The sequence below is a fragment of the Bradyrhizobium sp. USDA 4472 genome, assembly GCF_054058595.1.
The window spans coordinates 4,242,155-4,264,694 of sequence record NZ_JBSSAM010000001.1 but is presented as its reverse complement, the minus strand read 5'-3'; the positions used below and the strand labels follow the sequence as shown (position 1 = coordinate 4,264,694).

Annotated in this window: 12 protein-coding genes; 8 read left to right on the top strand and 4 right to left on the bottom strand. The window is 64.1% G+C overall.

Annotated features, from left to right (window positions below):
- Positions 1-36 precede the first annotated feature (36 nt).
- Complete coding sequence (locus tag ACVWZ4_RS19725; RefSeq protein ID WP_456740998.1) at positions 37-1,839, bottom strand: glycoside hydrolase family 15 protein; 1,803 nt, start codon at positions 1,837-1,839, stop codon at positions 37-39.
- A gap of 45 nt (positions 1,840-1,884) precedes the next feature.
- Positions 1,885-3,846, bottom strand: a complete 1,962-nt coding sequence (gene malQ / locus ACVWZ4_RS19720) for a 4-alpha-glucanotransferase (RefSeq protein ID WP_456740997.1) — start codon at positions 3,844-3,846, stop codon at positions 1,885-1,887.
- Between the two features lie 203 nt (positions 3,847-4,049).
- Here malQ and ACVWZ4_RS19715 point away from each other — a divergent pair, with 203 nt between their 5' ends.
- The 6 genes from ACVWZ4_RS19715 to treY are packed head-to-tail and all read left to right on the top strand — an operon-like array spanning position 4,050 to position 18,058.
- The gene (locus ACVWZ4_RS19715) at positions 4,050-5,996 is read left to right on the top strand and encodes a maltotransferase domain-containing protein (protein ID WP_456740996.1); all 1,947 of its coding nucleotides are present in this window, start codon (positions 4,050-4,052) and stop codon (positions 5,994-5,996) included.
- 10 nt (positions 5,997-6,006) lie between these two features.
- Complete coding sequence (treS, locus tag ACVWZ4_RS19710) at positions 6,007-9,297, top strand: maltose alpha-D-glucosyltransferase (protein WP_456740995.1); 3,291 nt, start codon at positions 6,007-6,009, stop codon at positions 9,295-9,297.
- Positions 9,290-11,437, top strand: coding sequence for a 1,4-alpha-glucan branching protein GlgB (gene glgB, locus ACVWZ4_RS19705; RefSeq protein ID WP_456699188.1), 2,148 nt, complete (start codon positions 9,290-9,292; stop codon positions 11,435-11,437). The genes treS and glgB overlap by 8 nt, the downstream gene beginning before the upstream one ends.
- A gap of 3 nt (positions 11,438-11,440) precedes the next feature.
- Positions 11,441-13,519, top strand: coding sequence for a glycogen debranching protein GlgX (gene glgX / locus ACVWZ4_RS19700; RefSeq protein WP_456699189.1), 2,079 nt, complete (start codon positions 11,441-11,443; stop codon positions 13,517-13,519).
- Entirely contained in the window at positions 13,516-15,273 is a 1,758-nt protein-coding gene (gene treZ, locus ACVWZ4_RS19695) for a malto-oligosyltrehalose trehalohydrolase (protein ID WP_456736092.1), read from the top strand. The genes glgX and treZ overlap by 4 nt, the downstream gene beginning before the upstream one ends.
- Before the next feature lies 1 nt (position 15,274).
- Positions 15,275-18,058, top strand: coding sequence for a malto-oligosyltrehalose synthase (treY, locus tag ACVWZ4_RS19690; protein ID WP_456740994.1), 2,784 nt, complete (start codon positions 15,275-15,277; stop codon positions 18,056-18,058).
- A 3-nt stretch (positions 18,059-18,061) separates the two neighbouring features.
- Here the strand turns inward: treY and ACVWZ4_RS19685 are convergent, their stop codons facing one another.
- Positions 18,062-18,379, bottom strand: coding sequence for a polyhydroxyalkanoic acid system family protein (locus tag ACVWZ4_RS19685; protein WP_092237566.1), 318 nt, complete (start codon positions 18,377-18,379; stop codon positions 18,062-18,064).
- Between the two features lie 181 nt (positions 18,380-18,560).
- Between ACVWZ4_RS19685 and ACVWZ4_RS19680 the strand changes: the two genes are divergently transcribed.
- A complete protein-coding gene (locus tag ACVWZ4_RS19680; RefSeq protein WP_084298933.1) occupies positions 18,561-18,725 on the top strand; it encodes a DUF3309 family protein in 165 nt (54 codons plus the stop codon).
- A 113-nt stretch (positions 18,726-18,838) separates the two neighbouring features.
- Here ACVWZ4_RS19680 and ligD read toward each other — a convergent pair whose 3' ends face one another.
- Entirely contained in the window at positions 18,839-21,502 is a 2,664-nt protein-coding gene (ligD, locus tag ACVWZ4_RS19675) for a DNA ligase D (RefSeq protein ID WP_456740993.1), read from the bottom strand.
- A 117-nt stretch (positions 21,503-21,619) separates the two neighbouring features.
- Between ligD and ku the strand changes: the two genes are divergently transcribed.
- Positions 21,620-22,504 carry a non-homologous end joining protein Ku gene (ku, locus tag ACVWZ4_RS19670; RefSeq protein WP_456699193.1) on the top strand — a complete coding sequence of 295 codons (885 nt, stop codon included), beginning with the start codon at positions 21,620-21,622 and terminating at the stop codon, positions 22,502-22,504.
- Positions 22,505-22,540 lie beyond the last annotated feature (36 nt).

Here is a 22,540-nt window from a genome sequence, read left to right as displayed (position 1 = left end):
GCGCACCACTTTCGTGGAAGCAACCAAATCGAACCTTTACTTCGATCGCTGCATCGCCGGCTTCGCGCTCGCGTGCCGCGCGGCTGACAGATTGTGCGCGGTGTTGATCAGCGCGATGTGGGTCAGCGCCTGCGGGAAATTGCCCGTCTGGCGACGCGCGATCGAATCATACTCCTCGGCCAACAATCCGACATCGTTGGCGAGAGCGGCCACGCGATCGAACAGCAGCTGCGCCTTGTCGGTGTCGCCGGCCAGCACATGGGCATCGGCAAGCCACAGGGTGCAGGCCAGGAACGCGCCCTCGATTGGCTGGGTCTCCCCGGACATCTCGCGCGGATCGTGTCGGAGCACGAAACCGTCGCGCATCATGTGCTTTTCAATGGCAGTGACGGTGCCGCGGATGCGCGGATCGTCTGCCGGCAGAAAGCCGACGCCGGAGAGCAGCAGCACGCTGGCATCGAGCATTTTCGAGCCGTAGCATTCGACGAAGGCGTTCTCCTCCGCGTCGAAACCCTTGTTGCAGACGTCGTGGTGAATGGCCTCGCGCAAGGTGCGCCAGTGCAGCAGCGGTGCCTTGAAGCCGAATGTCTCGGCGCTCTTGATGGCACGATCGAAGGCGACCCAGGTCATCACCTTGGAAAAGACGTAGTGCCTGGGCTGGCCGCGCCGCTCCCAGATGCCATGATCGGGCTGGTCCCAGACCTCGGCGAGATGCTGGAGCACCGCGCATTCCAGCGCCCAGGTCGCTTCATCATCGAGCTTGAGCTTGGCCATCCGCGACTGATGGAAGGCATCGATCAACTCGCCGTAGACGTCGAGCTGGAGCTGCGCATGGGCGGCATTGCCGACGCGCACCGGCTGCGCGCCCTCATAGCCGCCGAGCCAGCCCGCCTCCCATTCCAGGAGGCGCCGCTGGCCCCAGATGCCGTACATGATCTGCATGTTTTCGGGCGAGCCGGCCGCGGCGCGCAGGAGCCAGCTGTGCCAGGCCGAGGCCTCCTCAGTATATCCGGCGTTCATCAGCGCCAGCAGCGTGAAGGTGGCGTCGCGCAGCCAGCAGAAGCGATAGTCCCAATTCCTGGCGCCGCCGAGCTTTTCCGGCAGCGACGTGGTCGGCGCCGCGACGATGCCGCCGGTGGGGGCGAAGGTCAGCGCCTTCAACGTGATCAGCGAGCGCATGACGAGATTCTGGTAATCGCCCTCGCGATCACAGCGCTCACTCCACTGCTTCCAGAATTTCTCGGTCTCCCGGAGCGCGATCTCGGGGTCGATCGCCTGGGGCGGATCGAGATGCGACGGACCGTAGGTCAGCACGAACGGCACGGTCTCGCCGTCCCTGACCTCGAACTCCGCGACCGTGGTCAGATCCTCGCCGCGCGTCTCGACCGGCGTGCGCAGCACCGTCATGTCCTGGCCCGCGACCGCCAGCAGCGAGTGGTCGATCCGCCGCACCCAGGGAATGTTCACGCCGAAGCCGAAGCGGATCACCAGCTCCATCCGCATCTTCACCGTGCCCGTGACGCCGCGCACCAGCCGCACGATGTCGGAGGCCTTGCCGCGCGGCGGCATGAAGTCGACCAGCGACACGGTGCCGCCTTTGGTCTCAAAGCGTGTTTCCAGGATGAGGGTGTCGCCGAGATAACGGCGTGAGATCGTGGTGACGTCCTCGCTCGGCGCAATCAGCCAGCGGCCGTTCCCGGGCGTACCGAGGATGGCGGCAAAGCAGGCGTCGGAATCGAAGGCAGGCCAGCACAGCCAGTCGATCGAGCCGTTGCGCCCGACCAGCGCTGCGGTCTCGCAGTCGCCGATCAACGCATAGTCCTCGATCCTCTGTGACAATGTCGTGCGAGCCCTGGCTTTCCGAACCTTGGAAATCCCGCCGGATCAACTCCCGCCGGGCAGCGAACGTTCCCGCGTCGCCGCCTTCAAAGCCGCGAGATCGATCTTGGCGGCGATCTTGTCGAGCGCAACGGGCAAGCGCTGGCGCCAGTTCGGATGCTCGTCGATGGTGCCGGGAATATTGGGCTGGTCGATCACGCCGAGCAGGTCCTCCATCGACACCGCGAGCAGCCGCGACGGCGTGCGCGACAGGAAGGTGAGCACCGAGTAGAGATCGTTGGCGTTGATGCCGTTCTGGCGCAGGATCGCGTCGAGCCCGCCGAGCGCGTTCCAGCGCGCCTGATCGTCCTCGCCTGGATCGAGCCCGAGCGAGCGCTTCATCCTGAGATCGCTGAACGAGCGCCAGCCCGCATAGGTGCAGAGGTCATGTGTGTTCAGCGTGACCAGTGCGTTGGGCCGGTAATGGTCGATATTGCGGAAATGGCCGGCATCGTCGCGCTCGAACATCATGACGAGATAGGACCAGATGCCGAAATCCTGCATGGTCTCGCGGAAACCTTCCGGCACGGTGCCGAGGTCTTCGCCGATCACGATGCATTTATGGGTGACGCTCTCCCTGACCACCGCGGCCAGCAGCGCCTCGAGCGGCATCTGCACATAGGCGCCGTTGTCGGGCTTGAAGCCGCGCGGCACCAGGTACAGCCGCTTCAGTCCGAGTACGTGATCGAGCCTGATCGCGCCGGCATGCCGCATGGAGGCGGCCACCATGTCGGCGAACGGCACGAAGGATTGCGCCTCCAGGCCGCCGGCGTTGAATCCCGCGAGGCCCCAATCCTGCCCAACCGTGTTGAGCACGTCGGGCGGCGCGCCAACCGCGAGGTGACGCGAGATCGCGGTCTGCTCGTTCCAGGCATCGAAACCGTTCGACTGCACGCCGACGGCAACATCGAGATAGAGGCCGACGCGCATGCCCAGTTCCGCTGACAGATCCTTGGCGGCGCGCAATTGTGCGTCGGCCGTCCATTGCACGAACTCGACGAATTCGACCTCGTGCTTGTCAGGGCCGTTGCGCAAGCCGGCGCATTTGGCATCATCGGGTTGCTGCCATTCCGGCGGCCATTCCCACCACGGCGCGGCGAAACGATGCCGCAGCACCTCGAAGCAGGCAAAGCGCGACAACAGCGGCGCACGCTCGGCGCGGAAGGCATCGAACTGGTTGCGGCGTACACCGCTCGCCGACTTCACGAAAGTGTCAAAGGCCGCGCGCAGGCCCAGCCATTTCAGCGCCGCCGTGTCGGCGTAAGGGACACGATCGCCTTCGCGCAGCCGCGCAGCGGTCGCGGCCGCGTTCGGAATGAGGTCCGGAGAAAATTCCGGGATGGCCTCGACATCGATATAAAGCGGATTGAGAAAAAGCCGGCTATTTGGCGAATAGGGACTGCAATCGGCCGGGTGATCGTCGAACAGCACATGCAGCGGATTGAGCCCGACGCCATCGGCACCCAGCTGTTTGGCGAGCCGGACGAGCCCCGCCAGATCGGTGAAATCGCCGATGCCCCAATTGCGGTCCGAACGGACGCTGTAGAGCTGTACGGCGAGCAACCAGCCGCGGTCGAAATCACCACCAAAGGCACGCTCCGGTGCCACGATCATCGGCACCTCTTCCGTCGCACCTGCCGCATCGGTCAGGGTCAGGCGGTGATAGCCGAGCGGCAGGCCGGCGGGCCAGGCGATCACGGGCTCGCGCGTCTCACCTTGTGCGATCAAATCGCCGTTGCCGGTGATCTTCCATTGCAGCGGCACCGCGCCGACGGAAGCGAGTTCGGTGCGCGGACTGCCCAGCGCGCGCACCACGACCGGCCCGCTGACGAAGCGGTAGACCCGCTTTTCCGGCAGGGCATCGAGGATGGATTTGAGCGCCTCGGGCGCGGTGACCCGCAGCTTTCCAAGGGCGTCGATGAATTCGGACTGAACGCCCTTGATCCGGGCTTGAGCTAAAAGATCCATTCGGCACGCAGCTTGCAGGCCATTGTCAGGCCGGGGTCATCGATTTTAATGAGGTCGTGGAAGAGGTTAGTCACGCTTAACTCGCAAACTGCGCCTGCTGTTCCGAGGGAACCAATGCCACACAACCGGCTTTCTATACTGGTACCAAGCGTGGATCCCCGGCAAGGGAAACGGGCTCCTGCTTTCTTGTCAATGGCATCACCGTGAACAAGACAATTCAAACTGTCGAGAGTGCCGCGGCCGGCAGCGCTTTCCTGATCGAAGACGTCTATCCCCTGATCGACGGCGGCCGCTTCGCCGTGAAGCGGATCGCGGGCGATCGGGTCGAGGTGTGGGCCGACATCTATCGCCACGGCGACGCCACGATCAGCGCCGCGTTGATCTGGCGCGGCGAGCAGGAGCGAGAATGGCGGCGAGAGAGCATGATCCATCATGGCGATGACCGCTGGTCCGGCGCATTTGTTCCGCCCGAGCCCGGCCTCTATGTCTATGCCATCGAAGCCTGGACCGACGAATTCGCCACCTGGCGGCACGGCGTCGAGCGCAAGCAGTTGTCAGGCAGCGACATCACGCTCGATGCGATCGAAGGCGCCGGCCTCCTGACCAAGGCGCAAGGAGCGCGGCAGGACGCGGCGGCTGTCATCCTCAGGCAATGCGAGGACTATCTCGGCAGCGGCGATGTCACGCCGCTGCTCGCCACCGAACTTGGCGAGGCCATGGCGGAAAGCCAGGCGCGGCCCGACCTCACGCGATCGCCGAACTTCCCGCTTGTCGTCGACCGTGACAGAGCGCGCTTCGGCGCCTGGTATCAGATGATGCCACGAAGTCAGAGCGCGGTCGCCGGCCAGCACGGCACGCTGCGCGACTGCATCGCGCGGGTGCCCGACATCGCGGCGATGGGCTTTGACGTGCTCTATTTCACGCCTGTCCACCCGATCGGCAAAACCCGGCGCAAGGGTCGCAACAATTCACCGGTCGCGAGCGACGGCGAGCCCGGCTCGCCCTACGCGATCGGCGCGGCCGAGGGCGGCCATGATGCGCTACATCCAGAACTCGGCACCATCGAGGATTTCCGCGCGCTGGTCGCGACCTGTCTGGAATATGGCCTCGAAATCGCGCTCGATTTCGCCGTGCAATGCTCACCGGATCATCCCTGGCTGACGCAGCATCCGGAATGGTTCAAATGGCGGCCGGACCGCTCGGTGCGGACGGCGGACGGTGCTTATTCGGATATCGTCATCCCCGATTTCGCCTCCGTCGACCGGGTTGGATTGTGGAACGCATTTCGCGACGCCATGCTGTTCTGGATCGACCACGGCGTGACCATCTTCGCGATCGATAATCACGACACCGCGCCACTACCGTTCTGGGAGTGGCTGATCCGCGACATTCGCTCGCGCCATCCCGAGGTGATCCTGTTCTCGAAGACGTTTGCGCGGCCGAAGCTGATGAGGGGCCTCGCCAAGCTCGGCTTCGCGCAGTCTTTCAGCTATTTCCCCTGGCGCACCGGGAAATGGGAGCTCGAGCAATATCTCGGCGAACTGACGCGATATCCGGAACGGGACTTCATTCGGCCGAACCTGTTCGTCAACACGCCGGATTTGCTGCCCTACCATCTCCAAGGCGGCGAAGCCTGGATGTTCAAGTCGCGCGTCGCGCTGGCGGCCACGCTGTCGGGCAATTATGGCCTGTACAGCGGCTTCGAGCTGCTCGAGCACGCGGCCATCCCCGGCCATGAAGAATATCAGGATTCCGAAAAGTACCAGATCCGCCAGCGCGACTGGGACAAGCCCGGCAACATCAAGGCCTACATCACCGCGCTCAACCGCATCCGTCACGACAACGCCGCGCTCCAGCAGACCACTGATCTGCGCTTCCTTGGCATCGAGGACGGCGAGACGATCGCTTTCGTGAAGGAAGCGACCGAGCCGGCCAACATCGTCGTCGTGGCCATCGCCCTCTCGCGCCCCGTGCGCGAAGTCTGGTTGTCGCTCGGCGAGCTCACCATCGACGTCGGCGGCGAACGCCGCCGCATCTCCGCACTCGAAAATCTCATGACAGGCGAACAGTCCCGCATCGAATGGGGCGGGATCAGGTTGCGTATCGATCCCGACTGCGATCCGGCACTGCTATTCCGCTGCCTGGCGTAAGGATCACGCCATGAATGTACTGTCTTCCGTCGACACCCAGAAAGCCGAGGCCGCCGAGGTCGTGGATGAGCTGTGGTACAAGGATGCGATCATCTACCAGCTCCACGTCAAGGCCTTTGCCGACAGCAACAATGACGGCATCGGCGATTTCGTCGGGCTGACCGAGAAGCTGCCCTATCTGCAGGACCTCGGCGTGACCGCGCTGTGGCTGCTGCCATTCTACCCCTCGCCCGGCCGCGACGACGGCTACGACATCGGCGACTACGGCTCCATCAATCCCGATTTCGGGACGATGAAGGATTTCAAGCGCTTCATCCAGGAAGCGCAGAAGCGCGGCCTGCGCGTCATCACCGAGCTCGTCATCAACCACACCTCCGACCAGCATAACTGGTTCAAGCGCGCGCGCCGCAGCCCCGCAGGCTCGAGCGCCCGCAACTGGTACGTCTGGAGCGACACCGACCAGAAATACCAGGGCACGCGGATCATCTTCACCGACACCGAAAAGTCGAACTGGACCTGGGATCCCGAGGCCGGCGCGTTCTACTGGCACCGCTTCTTCTCGCACCAGCCCGATCTCAATTTCGACAATCCTCGCGTCGTCAGCGCAATCATCCAGGTGATGAAGCGCTGGCTCGACGCCGGCGTCGACGGCTTCCGCCTGGACGCCATTCCCTATCTCTGCGAGCGCGAGGGCACCTCCAACGAGAACCTGCCCGAGACGCATGCGATCATCAAGCGCCTGCGCCAGGAACTCGACGCCTATTCCAAGGGCAAGCTGTTGCTGGCCGAGGCCAATCAATGGCCCGAAGACGTGCAGGAATATTTCGGCCGCGGCGACGAATGCCAGATGGCCTACCACTTCCCGCTGATGCCGCGCATCTACATGGCGATCGCGCAGGAGGACCGCTTCCCGATCACCGACATCCTGCGCCAGACGCCGGACATTCCCGCGAGCTGCCAGTGGGCGCTGTTCCTGCGCAACCATGACGAGCTGACGCTGGAGATGGTCACCGACGTCGAGCGCGATTATCTCTGGACCACCTACGCCAACGATCCCCGCGCCCGCATCAATGTCGGCATTCGCCGGCGGCTTGCGCCGCTGATGGACAACGACCGCCGCAAGATCGAGCTGATGAATTCGCTGCTGCTGTCATTTCCCGGCACGCCGATCATCTATTACGGCGACGAGATCGGGATGGGCGACAACATCTATCTCGGCGACCGCAACGGCGTGCGCACGCCGATGCAGTGGAGCCCCGACCGCAACGGCGGATTCTCCCGCGCCGATCCGGCCCGCCTCTATGCGCCGCCGATCATGGATCCGGTCTACGGCTACGATTCGGTCAACGTGGAGGCGCAGTCGCGCAGCCTGTCGTCGCTGCTCAGCGCCACCAAGCGGCTGATTTCCGTGCGCAAGTCGACGCTCGCCTTCGGCCGCGGCACCATGACCTTCATCCGCCCGGCCAACCGCGCCGTGCTGGCCTATGTCCGGCAATATGGCGACGAGGTGATCCTCTGCGTCGCCAATCTGTCGCGCGCGGCGCAAGCCACCGAGCTCGACCTGTCGCCGTGGAAAGATCGCATCCCTCAGGAGATGCTCGGCCGCACCCGCTTCCCCGCGATCGGGGAGGTGCCATACATGATCACGCTGGGACCCTACGGCTTCTACTGGTTCCAGCTCCAGGAGCGTGACAAGTCCGAGCCGGTCGTGCCGCGGGCGGTGCCGGAATTCGAGACGCTGGTGGTCCCCGTCAACTCGAACTGGGTTTCGCTCGCCCGCGAGCGCGGCGTGTTCGAGCGTGACGTTCTGCCGGGTTTCCTGTCGCGGACACGCTGGTATCCCGAGCACAATCCCAAGCACATCAAGGCAACGCTGACCTCGGCGGTGCCGTTCAGCGACATCGGCGACAACAGGCCCTGGATCGCGTTCTTCGAGACGGCGCAGGCCGACATCACGGCGCGTTATGTGCTACCGATGCAGATCGAGTGGGTACGGTTCGACCGCGAGCGCTTCAACCCGAAGGCGCTCGCCGCCGTGCGCCAGGGTGCGCGCGAAGGCACGCTGCTCGACGTCGCGACCGACCAGATCTTCATTGGCCTGTTCCTGCGAGGCTTGTCGCAGAACCTGGTCGTGGACGAGAACAATCTGCGGCTCGAATTCAAGGCCACCAGCCGGTTCGCCGAATACACCATCAAGGAGCCCGCCCGCATCCGCGCCGTCGAGCAGTCGAACAGCACGGCGCTGGTCGACAATCAGTATGTGGCCAAGATCCATCGCCGGCTCGAGAGCGGCATCAATCCCGAGATCGAGATCGGTCACTACCTCACTGAAGTTGCCCGCTTTGCCAACGCGCCGGCGCTGCTCGGCAGCGTCGAGCTGGTCGAAGGCGATACCCACAGCGCGATCGGCGTTCTGCATGCCTATGTCGAGAACCAGGGCGACGGCTGGGCAGTGACGACGGGCTATCTGGACCGCTACATCGATGAGCAGCGGTTAGGGCCGGTGGGCGAGATGCCCCGGGTGACCCAGGAGCAGGCGCCCTATCTGCACTTCATGGCGCAGATCGGCCGGCGTCTCGCCGAACTGCACATGGCGCTCGCGGCCGCCAAGACGACCGACCTCGCCCCCGAAACGATCGGCCCTGCGGATGTCAAGCGTTGGACATCCGAGCTCAAGGGACGCGCCGAGCGGGTGTTCGAGCGCCTTGCCGACATCAGGGACGGCCTGCGCGAGGGCGACCGGCCCCTGATCGACCGGCTGGTGGCGGTGCGCGCGACCGTGCCGAACCATATCAACGCGCTCTTGCCATCCGGCATCGGCGGGTTGAACATCCGTCATCATGGCGACTTCCGGCTCGGGCAAACTCTGATTGTGAAGGACGACATCTTCATCATCGATTTCGACGGCGATCCGCATGTTACGTTGGCCGACAGGCGCCGCAAGCTGCCTGCCGCGCGCGACGTCGCCGGCCTGGTCCGCTCGATTGATCTTTCGGTTAACGCGGCGCTTCACCGCGCCCTGTCGGGTGCCAGTGACGAACAGGGCCGGCTTGCCGCCGCGCTCCGCGAATGGCGCGAACATGCCACCTCGACCTTCTTGACCGCCTACCGCGAGGCCATGACCGATCGCCGGATCTGGCCGCAACAGAGGCACGCTGCGGAAAACATGTTAAGGTATTTCCTGCTTGATCAAGCGTTCGACGAAGTAGAGTACGAGCTGTCCCACCGGCCGGAGGGGCTCAATGGGGCGCTGACCGGGCTGCTTCGCATTTTGTCCAATGAGAGCGAAGCCCATGCCTAAACTGCCAGCCGAGGCCTACGCGATCATCGAGGGCCGCCATTCCGACCCCTTCCACTATCTCGGGCTGCATCCGGAGGGCGACAAGAGCGTGGTGCGGGCCTTCCTGCCCGATGCTTCCAATGTCGAAGCGGTCGGCGAGCACGGCGAGGTCGCAAAGCTCGATCGCGTCCACGCTTCCGGTCTGTTCATCGGCCCCCTGCCCAATGGCTCCAAGCACTACCAGCTCCGCGCCAAGTTCGGCGACAACGTCGTCGAATTCGAGGACGCCTACCGCTTTCCGCCGATCCTGAGCGATTTCGACCTCTATTTGCTCGGCGAAGGCACGCACCAGCGCCTTTACGACAAGCTCGGCGCGCATCCGATGCGGCTGCAGGGCATCGACGGCATCGGCTTCGTCGTGCTGGCGCCGAACGCGCGGCGCGTGTCGGTGGTCGGCGATTTCAACTTCTGGGACGGCCGGCGCCATCCGATGCGGGTGCGCGGCGCCGGTTATTGGGAATTGTTCATTCCGCACGCCAAGCCCGGCGATCACTACAAGTTCGAGATCATCGGCCCGCACGGCCATCTGCTGCCGCTGAAATCCGATCCCATGGCATTCGCGAGCGAGCTGCGGCCGAAGACGGCTTCCATCGTGTTCGACGAGGCGCATTTGCCGCGGCCGCGCCCGGCGCCTGACGGCATCAATGCGCTGTCGGCGCCGATGTCGATCTACGAGGTTCATCTCGGCTCATGGCGGCGCAAGGACGGCAATGAATGGCTGACCTATCGCGAGCTCGCCGAGCAGCTCCCGGCCTATGCCCGCGACATGGGCTTTACCCACCTCGAATTCCTGCCCGTGAGCGAGCATCCGTTCGACGGCTCCTGGGGCTATCAACCGACCGGCCTGTATGCGCCGACCAGCCGCTTCGGCAAGCCGGAGGATTTCGCCGCGCTGATCGATGCCTGCCACCGCGAGGGCATCGGCGTGCTGCTCGACTGGGTGCCGGGTCACTTCCCTGACGATCCGCATGGGCTCGGCAGCTTCGACGGCACGTCGCTCTACGAGCACGCCAATCCCCTGCAGGGCCGCCACCTCGACTGGGGCACGCTGATCTACAATTACGGCCGGACCGAAGTGACGAATTTCCTGGTGTCGAATGCGCTGTTCTGGCTGGAGCGCTACGCCATCGACGGCCTGCGCGTCGATGCGGTCGCGTCCATGCTCTATCTCGACTACAGTCGGCCGCCCGGTGCCTGGATTCCGAACCAGTATGGCGGCCGCGAGAACATCGAGGCGATCAACTTCCTGCGCCGCTTCAACACCGAGCTGTTCGCACGCTTTCCGCAGGCGACCACGGCGGCGGAAGAATCCACGGCGTGGCCGCAGGTCTCGCGCCCGGTCGAATTCGGCGGGCTCGGCTTCGGCTACAAGTGGAACATGGGCTGGATGCACGACACGCTGAACTACATCAGCAAGGATCCCATCCACCGCAAGCATCATCACGGCGACATCCTGTTCGGCCTGCACTACGCGTTCTCCGAAAACTTCATCTTGCCGCTGTCGCATGACGAGGTCGTGCACGGCAAACGCTCGCTGCTCGGCCGCATGCCCGGCGACGAATGGCAGCGCTTTGCCAATTTGCGCGCCTATTACAGCTTCATGTTCGGTCATCCCGGCAAGAAGCTGCTTTTCATGGGCGGCGAGATCGCTCAGAGCCGGGAGTGGAATCACGACCAGTCACTCGACTGGCACCTGCTCGAATACAAGTACCATTCCGGCATCCAATCCCTGATCCGCGACCTCAACCGGCTCTACCGCGCGGTGCCGGCGCTGCACCAGATGGATTGCGACCATGCCGGCTTCGAATGGCTGATCACCGATGATGCCAACCGCAACGTCTTTGCCTGGCTGCGCAAGGGCTTTGACGAGCACGCGCGATGTCTCGTGGTCACGAACTTCTCGCCCAACGTTTATCGCAACTATCGCGTTCCGGTACCCTTCGCCGGCAAGTGGAAGGAAGTGTTCAATTCGGACTCCGCCCATTACGGCGGAACCAATGTCGGGAACGTCGGCGAGGTGCAAACCCTCGAAGGCAAGGCACCCGAGCTTCGCCTCACCATTCCGCCGCTCGCCGCGATCTTCCTCGTTCCGGAAGGCTGACCGATGCGCCTGACTGCTGGATCGCCCGCACGCCTCGGCGCAAGCTGGGACGGACGCGGCACCAATTTCGCGTTGTTCTCCGCCAATGCGCAGAAGGTCGAGCTCTGCCTGTTCGATGCGCAGGGGCGCCGTGAGCTCGAACGCATCGAGCTGCCTGAAAGAACCGAGGACGTCTGGCATGGCTATCTCAACGACGTCTCGCCGGGACAGCTCTACGGCTACCGCGTGCACGGCCCCTACGAGCCAGAGCACGGCCACCGCTTCAATGCCAACAAGCTGCTGCTCGACCCCTACGCCAAGCGGCTCGCCGGACGCCTGGTCTGGAGCGATGCGCATTTCGCCTATCGCACCGGCTCGGCGCGGGAGGACCTGTCGTTCGACCGCCGCGACAATGCGCGCGGCATGCCCAAGGCGGTCGTGGTCGACGAGACATTCAACTGGGGCCGGCGCGAGATCCGGCCCCACGTCGCCTGGGAAGACACGATCATCTACGAAGCCCACGTCAAGGGCCTGACGCAGAAGCGCGACGACGTGCCGCCGAATCTACGCGGCACCTATGGCGGGCTGTCGTCGCCGGCGATGATCGAGCACCTGAAGAAGCTCGGCGTCACCACGATCGAGCTGCTGCCCATCCACAGCTTCGTCGACGATCGCATCCTGGTCGAGAAGAAGCTCGCCAATTACTGGGGCTACAACACGTTGTCCTTCTTCGCGCCGGAGCAGCGCTACGCCCAGGACAACGCGCTCGATTCCTTCCGCACCACGGTGGCGCGGCTCCACGATGCCGGCATCGAGGTCATGCTCGACGTCGTCTACAACCACACCGCCGAGGGCAATCACCTCGGGCCGACGCTGTGCTATCGTGGCATCGACAACGCCTCCTATTACTGGCTGAGCCGCGAGAACCCGCGCTACTACGACGACTTCACCGGCTGCGGGTCGTCCGTGAACCTCACCCATCCGCGCGTGCTGCAGATGGTGATGGATTCGCTACGCTACTGGGTCGAGGTCTGCCACGTCGACGGCTTCCGCTTCGACCTCGCAACCACGCTTGCGCGCGGGCCCAACGGATATGATCGCGGCATCTCGTTCCTGACTGCGATCCGGCAGGACCCGGTGCTCGCCACCGTCAAGCTCGTCGCAGAACCGTGGGACCTGGGCCTCGGCGGCTATCAGGTCGGCGCATTCCCATCGCAATGGTCGGAATGGAATGATCGCTATCGCAGCGCGATGCGCCGCTACTGGAGCGGCGAAGGCAGCCTGATCGGCGATATCTCCAGCCGCATGACGGCGTCCTCCGACCTGTTCAACCATGACGGTCGGCGGCCCCGCGCCAGCATCAACCACATCACCGTGCACGACGGTTTCACCCTCGCCGACCTCTTCAGCTACAATGAGAAGCACAACGAGGCCAATGGCGAGGACAATCGCGACGGCTCCAACGACAACCACAGCAACAATTGCGGCGTCGAGGGCCCGACCGACGATCCCGCCATCCTCGCGCTGCGGCGGCAGCTGCGCAAGAACGTGCTGGCCTGCCTGATGCTGGCGCAGGGCATCCCGCTGATCCTCGCCGGCGACGAGGTCGGCAACACGCAATCCGGCAACAACAATGCCTATTGTCAGGACAACGAGATCGGCTGGGTCGGCTGGGACAATCTCGGCAAGGACGGCGACGACATGATCGACTTCGTCTCCCATCTGACCGGCATCCGCAACCGTTTCTCCCAGCTCCGCAGCCATCGCTGGCTCGACGGTCGGCCGAAGGATGGCATCTCCTATGGTGCTTTATGGCTGACGCCTGAAGGCAACGAGATGACGGAAAGCGACTGGACCTTCCCGGACGGGCGCTTCCTCTCTTATGTGGTGGGCCCCGTGGAACCGGGCAGCGCGGCGATCTTTATCGTACTGAACGCCGCCCCCGAAGAGATCGCATTCAAATTGCCAAAGATGCCCGAATACAAGAGCTGGCAGCAAATCCTGAACACGACCGATGCCAAGCTGAACAGCACTGACTTCCTGCCCGGGAGCGACAGCAAGGCGCCGCCGCGTTCCGTGCTCGCCTTTACGGGGGCGCTATGAGACCATCCTTCGGGGCGAAGCCGACCAACGACGGCGTGTCGTTCCGTTTGTGGGCGCCCGGCGCGCGTCGCGTCGATCTGCTGCTCGAGGGGCGACATGCCATGCAGCGCCGGCAGGATGGCTGGTATGTCGCTGAGATTGCGGGCCTTCCTGCTGGCAGCTCCTACAAGTTCAGGATCGACGACGAGATCGATGTGCCGGATCCGGCCTCCGCCTTCCAGCCCGAGGACGTCTCCGGCCCGAGCGAGGTGATCGACCACGACGCCTTTGCGTGGCGCGCCAAGGATTGGCGCGGTCGCCCCTGGGAAGAGACGGTGCTGATCGAGGCCCATGTCGGCACCTTCACGCGCGATGGCACCTATCGCGCCATGATCGACAAGCTCGATCATCTCGTGAGGACCGGCATCACGGCGCTGGAGCTGATGCCGCTCGCCGACTTCGCCGGGCGTCGCGGCTGGGGCTATGACGGAGTGCTCTGGTACGCGCCCGACAGCGCCTATGGCCGCCCCGAGGAGCTGAAGACGCTGATCGACGAGGCGCATCAGCGCGGGCTGATGGTCTTCCTCGACGTCGTCTATAATCATTTCGGCCCCGAGGGGAATTATCTCGGCCGCTATGCGCCCGATTTCTTCACCGACGCACACACGCCCTGGGGCAGCATCATCGACTACCGCGTGCCGCAGGTGCGGGCCTTTGCCGTCGAGAATGCACTCTCCTGGCTCACCGATTATCGCTTTGACGGCTTAAGGCTCGATGCCGCGAACCACATCATGGCGGTCCCCGGCGAGCAGTCGTCGATGCTGCAGGACCTCAGCGTCGCCGCCGGCGAGCTCGCCAAGGCCACCGGCCGCCACATCCATCTCGTGCTGGAGAATGGCGACAACCGCGCCAGCCTGCTCGATGCCGCGCAGGAGCCGCCAAACGGTAAATATCGCGCGCAGTGGAACGACGACTATCACCACGTTTGGCACGTCATGCTGACCGGCGAGCACAACGGCTACTATGCCGACTACCAGACGCCGCGCATGGATCTGGCGCGCACGCTCGCGTCCGGCTTCGTCTATCAGGGCGAGATCTCGGAATTCTGGGGGAAGAAGCCGCGCGGCGAGCCGAGCGGCGATCTGCCGCCGGCAACCTTCGTCAATTTCCTGCAAAACCACGACCAGATCGGCAACCGCCCGTTCGGCGACCGGCTGGAGAGCCTGGCCTCGCCCGAGCAAATCGACGCCGCGCTCGCGGTGACGCTGCTCGCACCGATGGTGCCGATGCTGTTTCAGGGCGAGGAATGGGGCTCGAAGGTGCCCTTCCCGTTTTTCTGCGATTTTCAGGGCGGCCTCGCGGACGCCGTGCGCAAGGGGCGCAAGAAGGAATATGCCTGGGCCTATGAGAAATACGGCGAGGAAGTGCCCGACCCGCTCGATCCGGCCACAGCGCAATCGGCCGTGCTTGATTGGACCGGCCACACCCCGGACCAGGACGCGCGGCTCGCGCGCGTGCGCGACCTGCTCGCAGTTCGCCGCAAGGAAATCATGCCGCGGCTGAACGGGGCAAGCTTCGGTGCTGCCGAGGCAGCAGACAGCGGCCTCCTCACCGCGCATTGGCGCATGGGCGATGGCACGACGCTGCGGCTCACCGCAAATCTGTCGGACAAGGCTATCGCGCTTTCCAACGACAATGCTGGCACGCCGATCTGGGGCGGCGCGACCGGTGACCGGCTTCCGCCCTGGTCGGTGGTCTGGCATCTCGGAGGTTGATATGCCTTCGGCGATTCCGCTCGCAACTTACCGGCTCCAGCTGACTGCGGACTTCGACTTCGACAAGGCCGCCGCGGTGGTGCCTTACCTGAAGGCGCTGGGGATCACACACCTCTATGCCTCGCCGTTGATGAAGGCCCGCAAGGGCTCGACTCACGGCTACGACACGGTCGATCACAGCCAGTTCAATCCCGAGCTCGGCGGCGAGGCCGGCTTTGCACGGCTGAGCGAGGCGCTGGCCCAGCACGACCTCGGCCTCATCATCGATTTCGTGCCGAACCATGTCGGCGTGCACTTTGCAGACAATCCTTGGTGGCTCGACGTGCTGGAATGGGGCCAGGCCTCGCCCCACGCGGCCTCATTCGATATCGATTGGGATCAGCTGGCCTTCCGTGCCCGCGGCGGCGTGCTGCTGCCGATCCTCGGCTCGTCTTACGGCGAGGCACTCGAGCGCGGCGAGATCGAGCTACGCTACGATCCCGATGAGGGCAGCCTTTCCGCCTGGTATTTCGAGCACCGCCTGCCGATCGCGCCGGAGCGCTATGGCGAGATCTTGCGGATGATCGTGAAGGAAGCGGACGCTGCCGATACGGTCGCCGGCAAACGCCTGCTCTCGCTCGCCGCACACTACACGGGCTTGCGCCGTCCCAACCGCAAGGAAGCGCCCGCCTTCAAGGCGGAACTGAAGGAGATCGCTGGCAGCGCCGACATCATCACCCACGGCCTAGCGGCATATCGTGCGGCCAAGGACCGCCCGGCGCAAACGCTGGCGCTTCATCATCTGCTCGAGCGGCAGCATTACAAGCTCGGCCATTGGCGGCTCGCCTCGAGCGACATCAACTATCGCCGCTTCTTCGACGTCAACGGGCTCGCAGGCCTGCGCGTCGAGGACGCGAGCACGTTTGCCGCCACGCACCGGCTGGTGAAGCAGCTCGTCGCCGAGGGAAAGCTGCAGGGCATCCGCCTCGATCACATCGATGGCCTGCGCGACCCCGCTCAATATTGCCAACGATTGCGCCGGCTGGTGCGCGATGCGCAAGGCAACACCAAGCCATTCTACACGGTGATCGAAAAAATCCTGTGCGAGCACGAAAAACTGCCGCACTTCGCCGGCGTCCAGGGCACCACCGGATACGAGTGGATGAATGCCATCACCCAGGTGCTGGTGGATGCGAAGGGGCTGGAGGCGCTGGACGAGACCTGGCGGCAGATCAGCAACCGCTCGCCGCAGCTCGGACCCTACGTCAAGGAGGCCAAGCGGCGCGTGCTGGAGACGCTGCTCACCAGCGAATTCACCGTGCTGACGCGCCTGCTCGCACGCATCGCCAACGGCCATTATTCGACCCGCGACTTCTCCGCCGACAGTTTGCGGCAGGCACTCGAATTGTACGTGCTGCATTTTCCGGTTTACCGCACTTATCTGACGCACAGCGGCCCGACGGTGCTCGACCGAAAGCTGATCGATGACACCATCGAACGCGCCCGCGCGGAGTGGTTCGCCGCCGATGAAGGCATCTTCGAGTTCCTGCATGATGCCCTGACCATGGACCTGCTCAAGCCCGGCCGCCCGCCACACAGCGCTCCCCGCGTGCGCCGCTTTGCGCTGAAGGTGCAGCAGTTCACCGGGCCCGTCATGGCGAAGTCGCTGGAGGACACCGCATTCTACCAATTCCACCGGCTGCTGGCGCTGAACGAGGTCGGCGGCGATCCTGCCAGCAAAGGCCTCGCAATTCCCGCCTTCCACGCAGCGATGCGCGCCCGCGCCAAGGAATGGCCGCAAGGGATGACGGCGACCGCGACCCACGACACCAAGCGCGGCGAGGATGCGCGTGCGCGCATCGCGGCGCTCAGCGAAATCCCCGGCGAGTGGACCAGCGCGGTGGCGCGCTGGAAGGTGCTGAACGCGTCGCACCTTGCCCTCAACGGCAATCTGCGCGCGCCGTCGACGACGTTCGAATACATGCTCTACCAGACCCTGCTCGGCGCCTGGCCGCTGCAAGGCCCGAATGCGAGCTTCGTCGAGCGAATCCAGGCCTATGCGCTCAAGGCGGCGCGCGAGGGCAAGGAGGAGACGAGCTGGCTCAATCCGCATGAGGCGTATGAGAACGGGGTGAAAAGCTTTATCGAGAAGATTCTCGATCCGGCGCTGTCAGGTGAATTCCTGGATGCGCTGCAGACGCTTGGCCGCCGCGTCGCACAGCTCGGTGCGCTGAACTCGCTGAGCCAGCTCACGCTGAAGGCGACGCTCCCCGGCGTTCCCGATTTTTACCAGGGCACCGAATATTGGGACCTCTCGCTGGTTGATCCCGACAATCGCCGCCCCGTGGATTTTGTCGCGCGCAGCGCGGCATTGACGTCGCTGGACGCGCCGGACTGGAATAGACTGATCAAGAGCTGGCCGGATGGCGAGCTCAAGCTGGCCTGGACACGGCACCTGCTCAAGCTGCGCAACGCGCGCGCAGACGTCTTCGCGCAAGGCGACTACCAGCCGCTGGAGGTGCGCGGCGCGCACGCCGGCCATGTCATCGCCTTCGCCCGCCAGCACGGCCGTGATGCGGTGATCGTCGTGGTCGGGCGGCAGTTCGCGCCCTTCACGCAAGCAGGTCGGGAATGGCCTGCGTTTGACAGCTTCGACGCTACTGTCGACATCAGCGGTTACCAGGCGCCGGGCCTTGCCGGCAACGAATTGCCCGTGGCTCAGGTTTTTCGCGATCTACCCGCGGGCATCATCGAAGCCCGCACCAAAAGCCAGGCCAAATCGCTCCGCCAGCGCGCCCTCGCCTGACCCTCACTTCCCGTCGTCCTTGGTCAACAGCAACTGCCCGCGCTTGCGGATGGTCGCCTGCGCCATCTCGGCAAAGCGCTGCAGCAGCCACGGCAACACGACCTGCACCGCGACATGGTCGTCGGTGACATCGACCTGCCCGCTCGCGATCTGCCCGAGCGCGCGGATGCGAAAATTCATGGTGTCGCCGTTCCAGCGCTCCTCCTCGACCTGCATCACGGGAATGCTGGCCGCGGCACGACCGAGCCCGGTCTTGAGCCGGCGCACCGCCTCCTCGCGGCCGAGACGATGCGGAATGGAGACGACAAGTGGTGCTGACATGGCCTCTGCCCTGTGGTGACGGATCCTCACATAGTCATGCCGGCCGGACGGTCAAAGGTTCCATGCAAGTTGAACCTGTCGTCGCGTTTCAAATCTGGAACTTTAGAACCTGCGGCAAGTTGCCCCCCGCATATCGGACAGATGCAACGACCCTTTCAACAAAGGGCTGGAGGAGATTCGCATGTCTATCGGTACAATCATTCTGATCATTTTGGTCATCGCGCTGCTCGGCGGCTTCAGTGGCATCGGCGGCGGCCCGTTCTACGGCACCGGCTATTACGGCGGCGGCGGCCTTGGGCTCGTCATCATCATTCTGCTGATCCTGCTGCTGATGGGACGAATCTAGGCAGGCCGTCATTTCCGGAGCGCGCACAAGCGTGAACCCGGAATCTCGCACCACAAATCTCTGGATTCCGGGTTTGCGCTCGGCGCAGCCCGGGATGACCTTTTGGAAAGCACCTATTTCGTCCCCGCCAGCTTCTTCATCGCCGCCTTGATCGAGGTGGCCGCATCGTCATAGCCCTCCCAGGCTTTCGAGCGCGCCAGCAGGCCCGGCACCGTCCGCACCGTATATCGCTTCGGATCGAGATCGCTCTTCACCTGCGCCCAGGTCAATGGCATCGACACCGTGGCACCGGCACGCGCACGCGGAGATAGCGGCGCCACCGCCGTCGACATCCGATCATTGCGCAGGTAGTCGAGGAAGATCTTCCCGTTGCGCAGCTTCTTGGACATGTTGAGCAGATAGCGCTCGGGATCGTCATCGGCCATCCACTGGCAGACGCCTTGTGCGAACGCCTTCGCCTCTTTCCAGCTCACCTTGTCGCGCGCGCCGTGAAGCAGCGGAACCACCAGGTGTAGCCCCTTGCCGCCGGTGGTCTTGCAAAAACTCTCCATCCCGACATCGACCAGCCGCTGGCGCATCTCCTTGGCGGCGTCCACGACCTCGGTAAACTTGACGTCCGGCGCGGGATCGAGATCGAACACCAGTCGGCCCGGCGTGTCATAAGCGTCGGGTGCACAATTCCAGGGATGCAGCTCGACGCCGCCGATCTGTGCGACCGCGGCGAGCCCCTCGACGCGATCGATCTGCAGGTAAGGCTTGCGATCGCCCGAGACTCTTGCGAGCTCGAGCAGGTTCGACGTGCCCTGCATGGCATGGCGCTGGAAGAAGCACTCTCCTTTGATGCCATCGGGCGCACGGATCAGCGAGCATGGCCGGCCCTTGAGGTGCACGATCATCCATTCGCCGACGGCCTCGAGATAGCGCGCAAGGTCGAGCTTGGTGACCGGAGCCCCCTCTCCGTCGTCAGGCCAGAGCTCCTTGTCAGGCTTGGAAATAACGACGCCCATCACTTCGGCGGTGCCGGTCGTCTTCGATGACTTGTCAGCCTGCGGCGCGACGCGCTTCCGGGCGGAGGGCTTTGCCAGCTTGGTATCGGCAGGCGTCTCCGCCTGGACCTCCTCGGCCGGCTTGTCCTGCCGCAGGCCCTTGAAGGCTGCCTGGCGGATATTGCCGTCGGCGGTGAAACCGGCGAATTCGATCTCGGCCACGAGCTCCGGCTTGAGCCAGTGCACGTCGCGGGTCTTTTTCGGCGCATTCTTGCCGCCGAAGGGACTTTCCTTGGCCTCCACGGCCTTCAGCGACGGCATGATCCGAGCGACCTTGTCGGCGCCAAAACCAGTCCCGACCATGCCGACAAAGGCGAGATGGTCGCCACGATGCACACCCGCCATCAGCGAACGGAATTTTCCGTTGGTGGTCTTGTAGCCGCCGATCACGACCTCATGGCCCGCGCGGCATTTCGCCTTGGTCCAGCTCTCCGTGCGGCCCGAACGGTAGGGTGCGTCGAGCTTCTTCGACACCACGCCTTCGAGTTCGAGCTTGCAGGCCGATTGCAGCACCGCATCGCCGCCGCTCTCGAAATGCTCGACATAGCGGATCTGGCTCGACTTCTTCCTGCGCGCCTCCAGCAATTCCTTCAGCCGGTCCTTGCGGTCGCTGAGCGGCAGACGGCGATAGTCGAGGCCCTCGGCAAACAGCAGATCGAAGGCGAAGAAAATCAGGTTCTCGGTCTTGCCGTCGGACAACGCGGCCTGGAGCGAGGAGAAGTTCGGCGCGCCGTTGTGGTCGAGCGCGACGATCTCGCCGTCGATGAGCACATCCGGCAGCGCGCCCGCCTCCTTCGCGATCGACGCGAACTTATCGGTCCAGTCGAGGCCCTTGCGGGTCTTCAGCGTCGCCTCTCCGTCCTCGACGCGGAGCTGCACACGGTAGCCGTCGAATTTGATCTCATGGCACCAGCCATCGGCTGCAGGCGGCCGCTCGACCGAGGTGCAGAGCTGCGGCGCGACGAAGTCCGGCATCTCCGAGACTTTCTTGGCCGTTGTCGCGGTCGTCGCCTTCGTATTCGAGGTCTTGGCGCTCTTCAAAGCGGCCCGCGGCGCCGGCTTGAGCGTGCGCCCCTTGGTCTCCTCGGCGCGATTGGATTGCCAGACCGCATCGGCCTTGCCCTTCGTTCCCTTTGCCAGCATGAACGGCTTGGGCGCCCGCCCCTTGCCCCCGGCGATCTGGTCCATGGCGCGCCCGGAGGCCACGGACTTGTCCTCGGCCAGGATATCCTCGTCCTCGCTGGCATAGTCGTCGCGGTGCTTGATCAGGAGCCAGTTGGTGCGTTTCTCGCTGCCGCGGTTACGCATGCGCACCAGCACCCAGCTGCCATGCAGCTTTTCGCCATGCAGGGTGAACTTGAGGTCGCCCTTCCTGAAGCCGGCTTCGGGATCATCGGACTCCCAGGTGCCGCGGTCCCACAGCATCACCGTGCCGCCGCCATATTGTCCTTCCGGAATGGTGCCTTCGAAATCGCCATAGTCGAGGGGATGGTCCTCGACTTCCACCGCCAGTCGCTTGTCCTGCGGATTGAGCGATGGACCCTTCGTCACCGCCCAGGACTTGAAGACGCCGTCGAACTCAAGCCTGAGGTCGTAGTGCAGCCGGGTTGCATCATGTTTCTGGATCACGAAACGCCGCTGTTCTGACGGCGCAACTGCCGCCTTGCCCGACGGCTCGGGCGTCTTTTCGAAATCACGCTTCTTTCGATAGGTGGAGAGTTTTTGCAGCACGACCCGTCCCGCTTCACTTTCGGCATTCAGCCTATCACGGCCAAAGTCCCGCCCGGAACCAAAACCCCGGAGGTCGGTTGGAGTTCCTGAAAGGCCTTGAAATCACTGGAGAATGGAATGGCTCCGCGCGCCTATTGGAAGGGGACGTTGAAGCTGTCGCTGGTCAGCTGCCCGGTCGTGCTTTATCCGGCCACGACGGCGGCCGAGAAGACGCGGTTTCACCTGATCAACCGCGAGACCGGCAACCGCCTCAAGCAGCAGATGATCGACTCCGAGACCGGCGACGTCGTGGAGAGTGACCAGAAGGGCCGCGGCTATGAGCTCTCCAAGGGCAAATATGTCGAGATCGAGCCGGAGGAGCTCGAGGCGGTGCAAATCGAGAGCAACCACACCATCGACATCGAGAGCTTCGTGCCGAGCGAGGAGATCGACCAGCGCTATCTCAATCACCCCTATTACATCGCGCCCGACGGCAAGGCCGCGATCGACGCCTTTGCCGTGATCCGCGACGCCATGAAGGACCAGGATCGCGTCGCGCTCGCCAAGATCGTGCTGACGAACCGCGAGCACATCATCGCGATCGAACCGCTCGGCAAGGGCCTGCTCGGCACCACACTGCGCTTCCCATATGAGCTGCGCGACGAGCACGAATTTTTTGGCGACATCAAGAACCCGAAGATCACCAAGGACATGGTCGAGCTCGCCGGCCACATCCTGCACACCAAGGCCGCGCATTTCGATCCGAGCGAGTTCAAGGACGAATACGAGACCGCCCTGAAGTCATTGGTGAAGCGCAAGGCGAGCGGCAAGACGATCGAGCTGCCGGAGCCGGAGCAACGCCCCAGCAATGTCGTCAGCCTGATGGACGCGCTGAAGCAGAGCCTGAAGGGGCGGGCTGCGAAGAAGACGACGGCGAAGTCGCATCCGCGGCGTGCGACCGGGCGGCACCGTCCTGCGAAGAAGGCGCATCGTTCCACGGCGCGGCACAGGAAGGCCGGGTAGCTCCGCATCATCGCGAGCGCAGCGAGGCAATCCAGA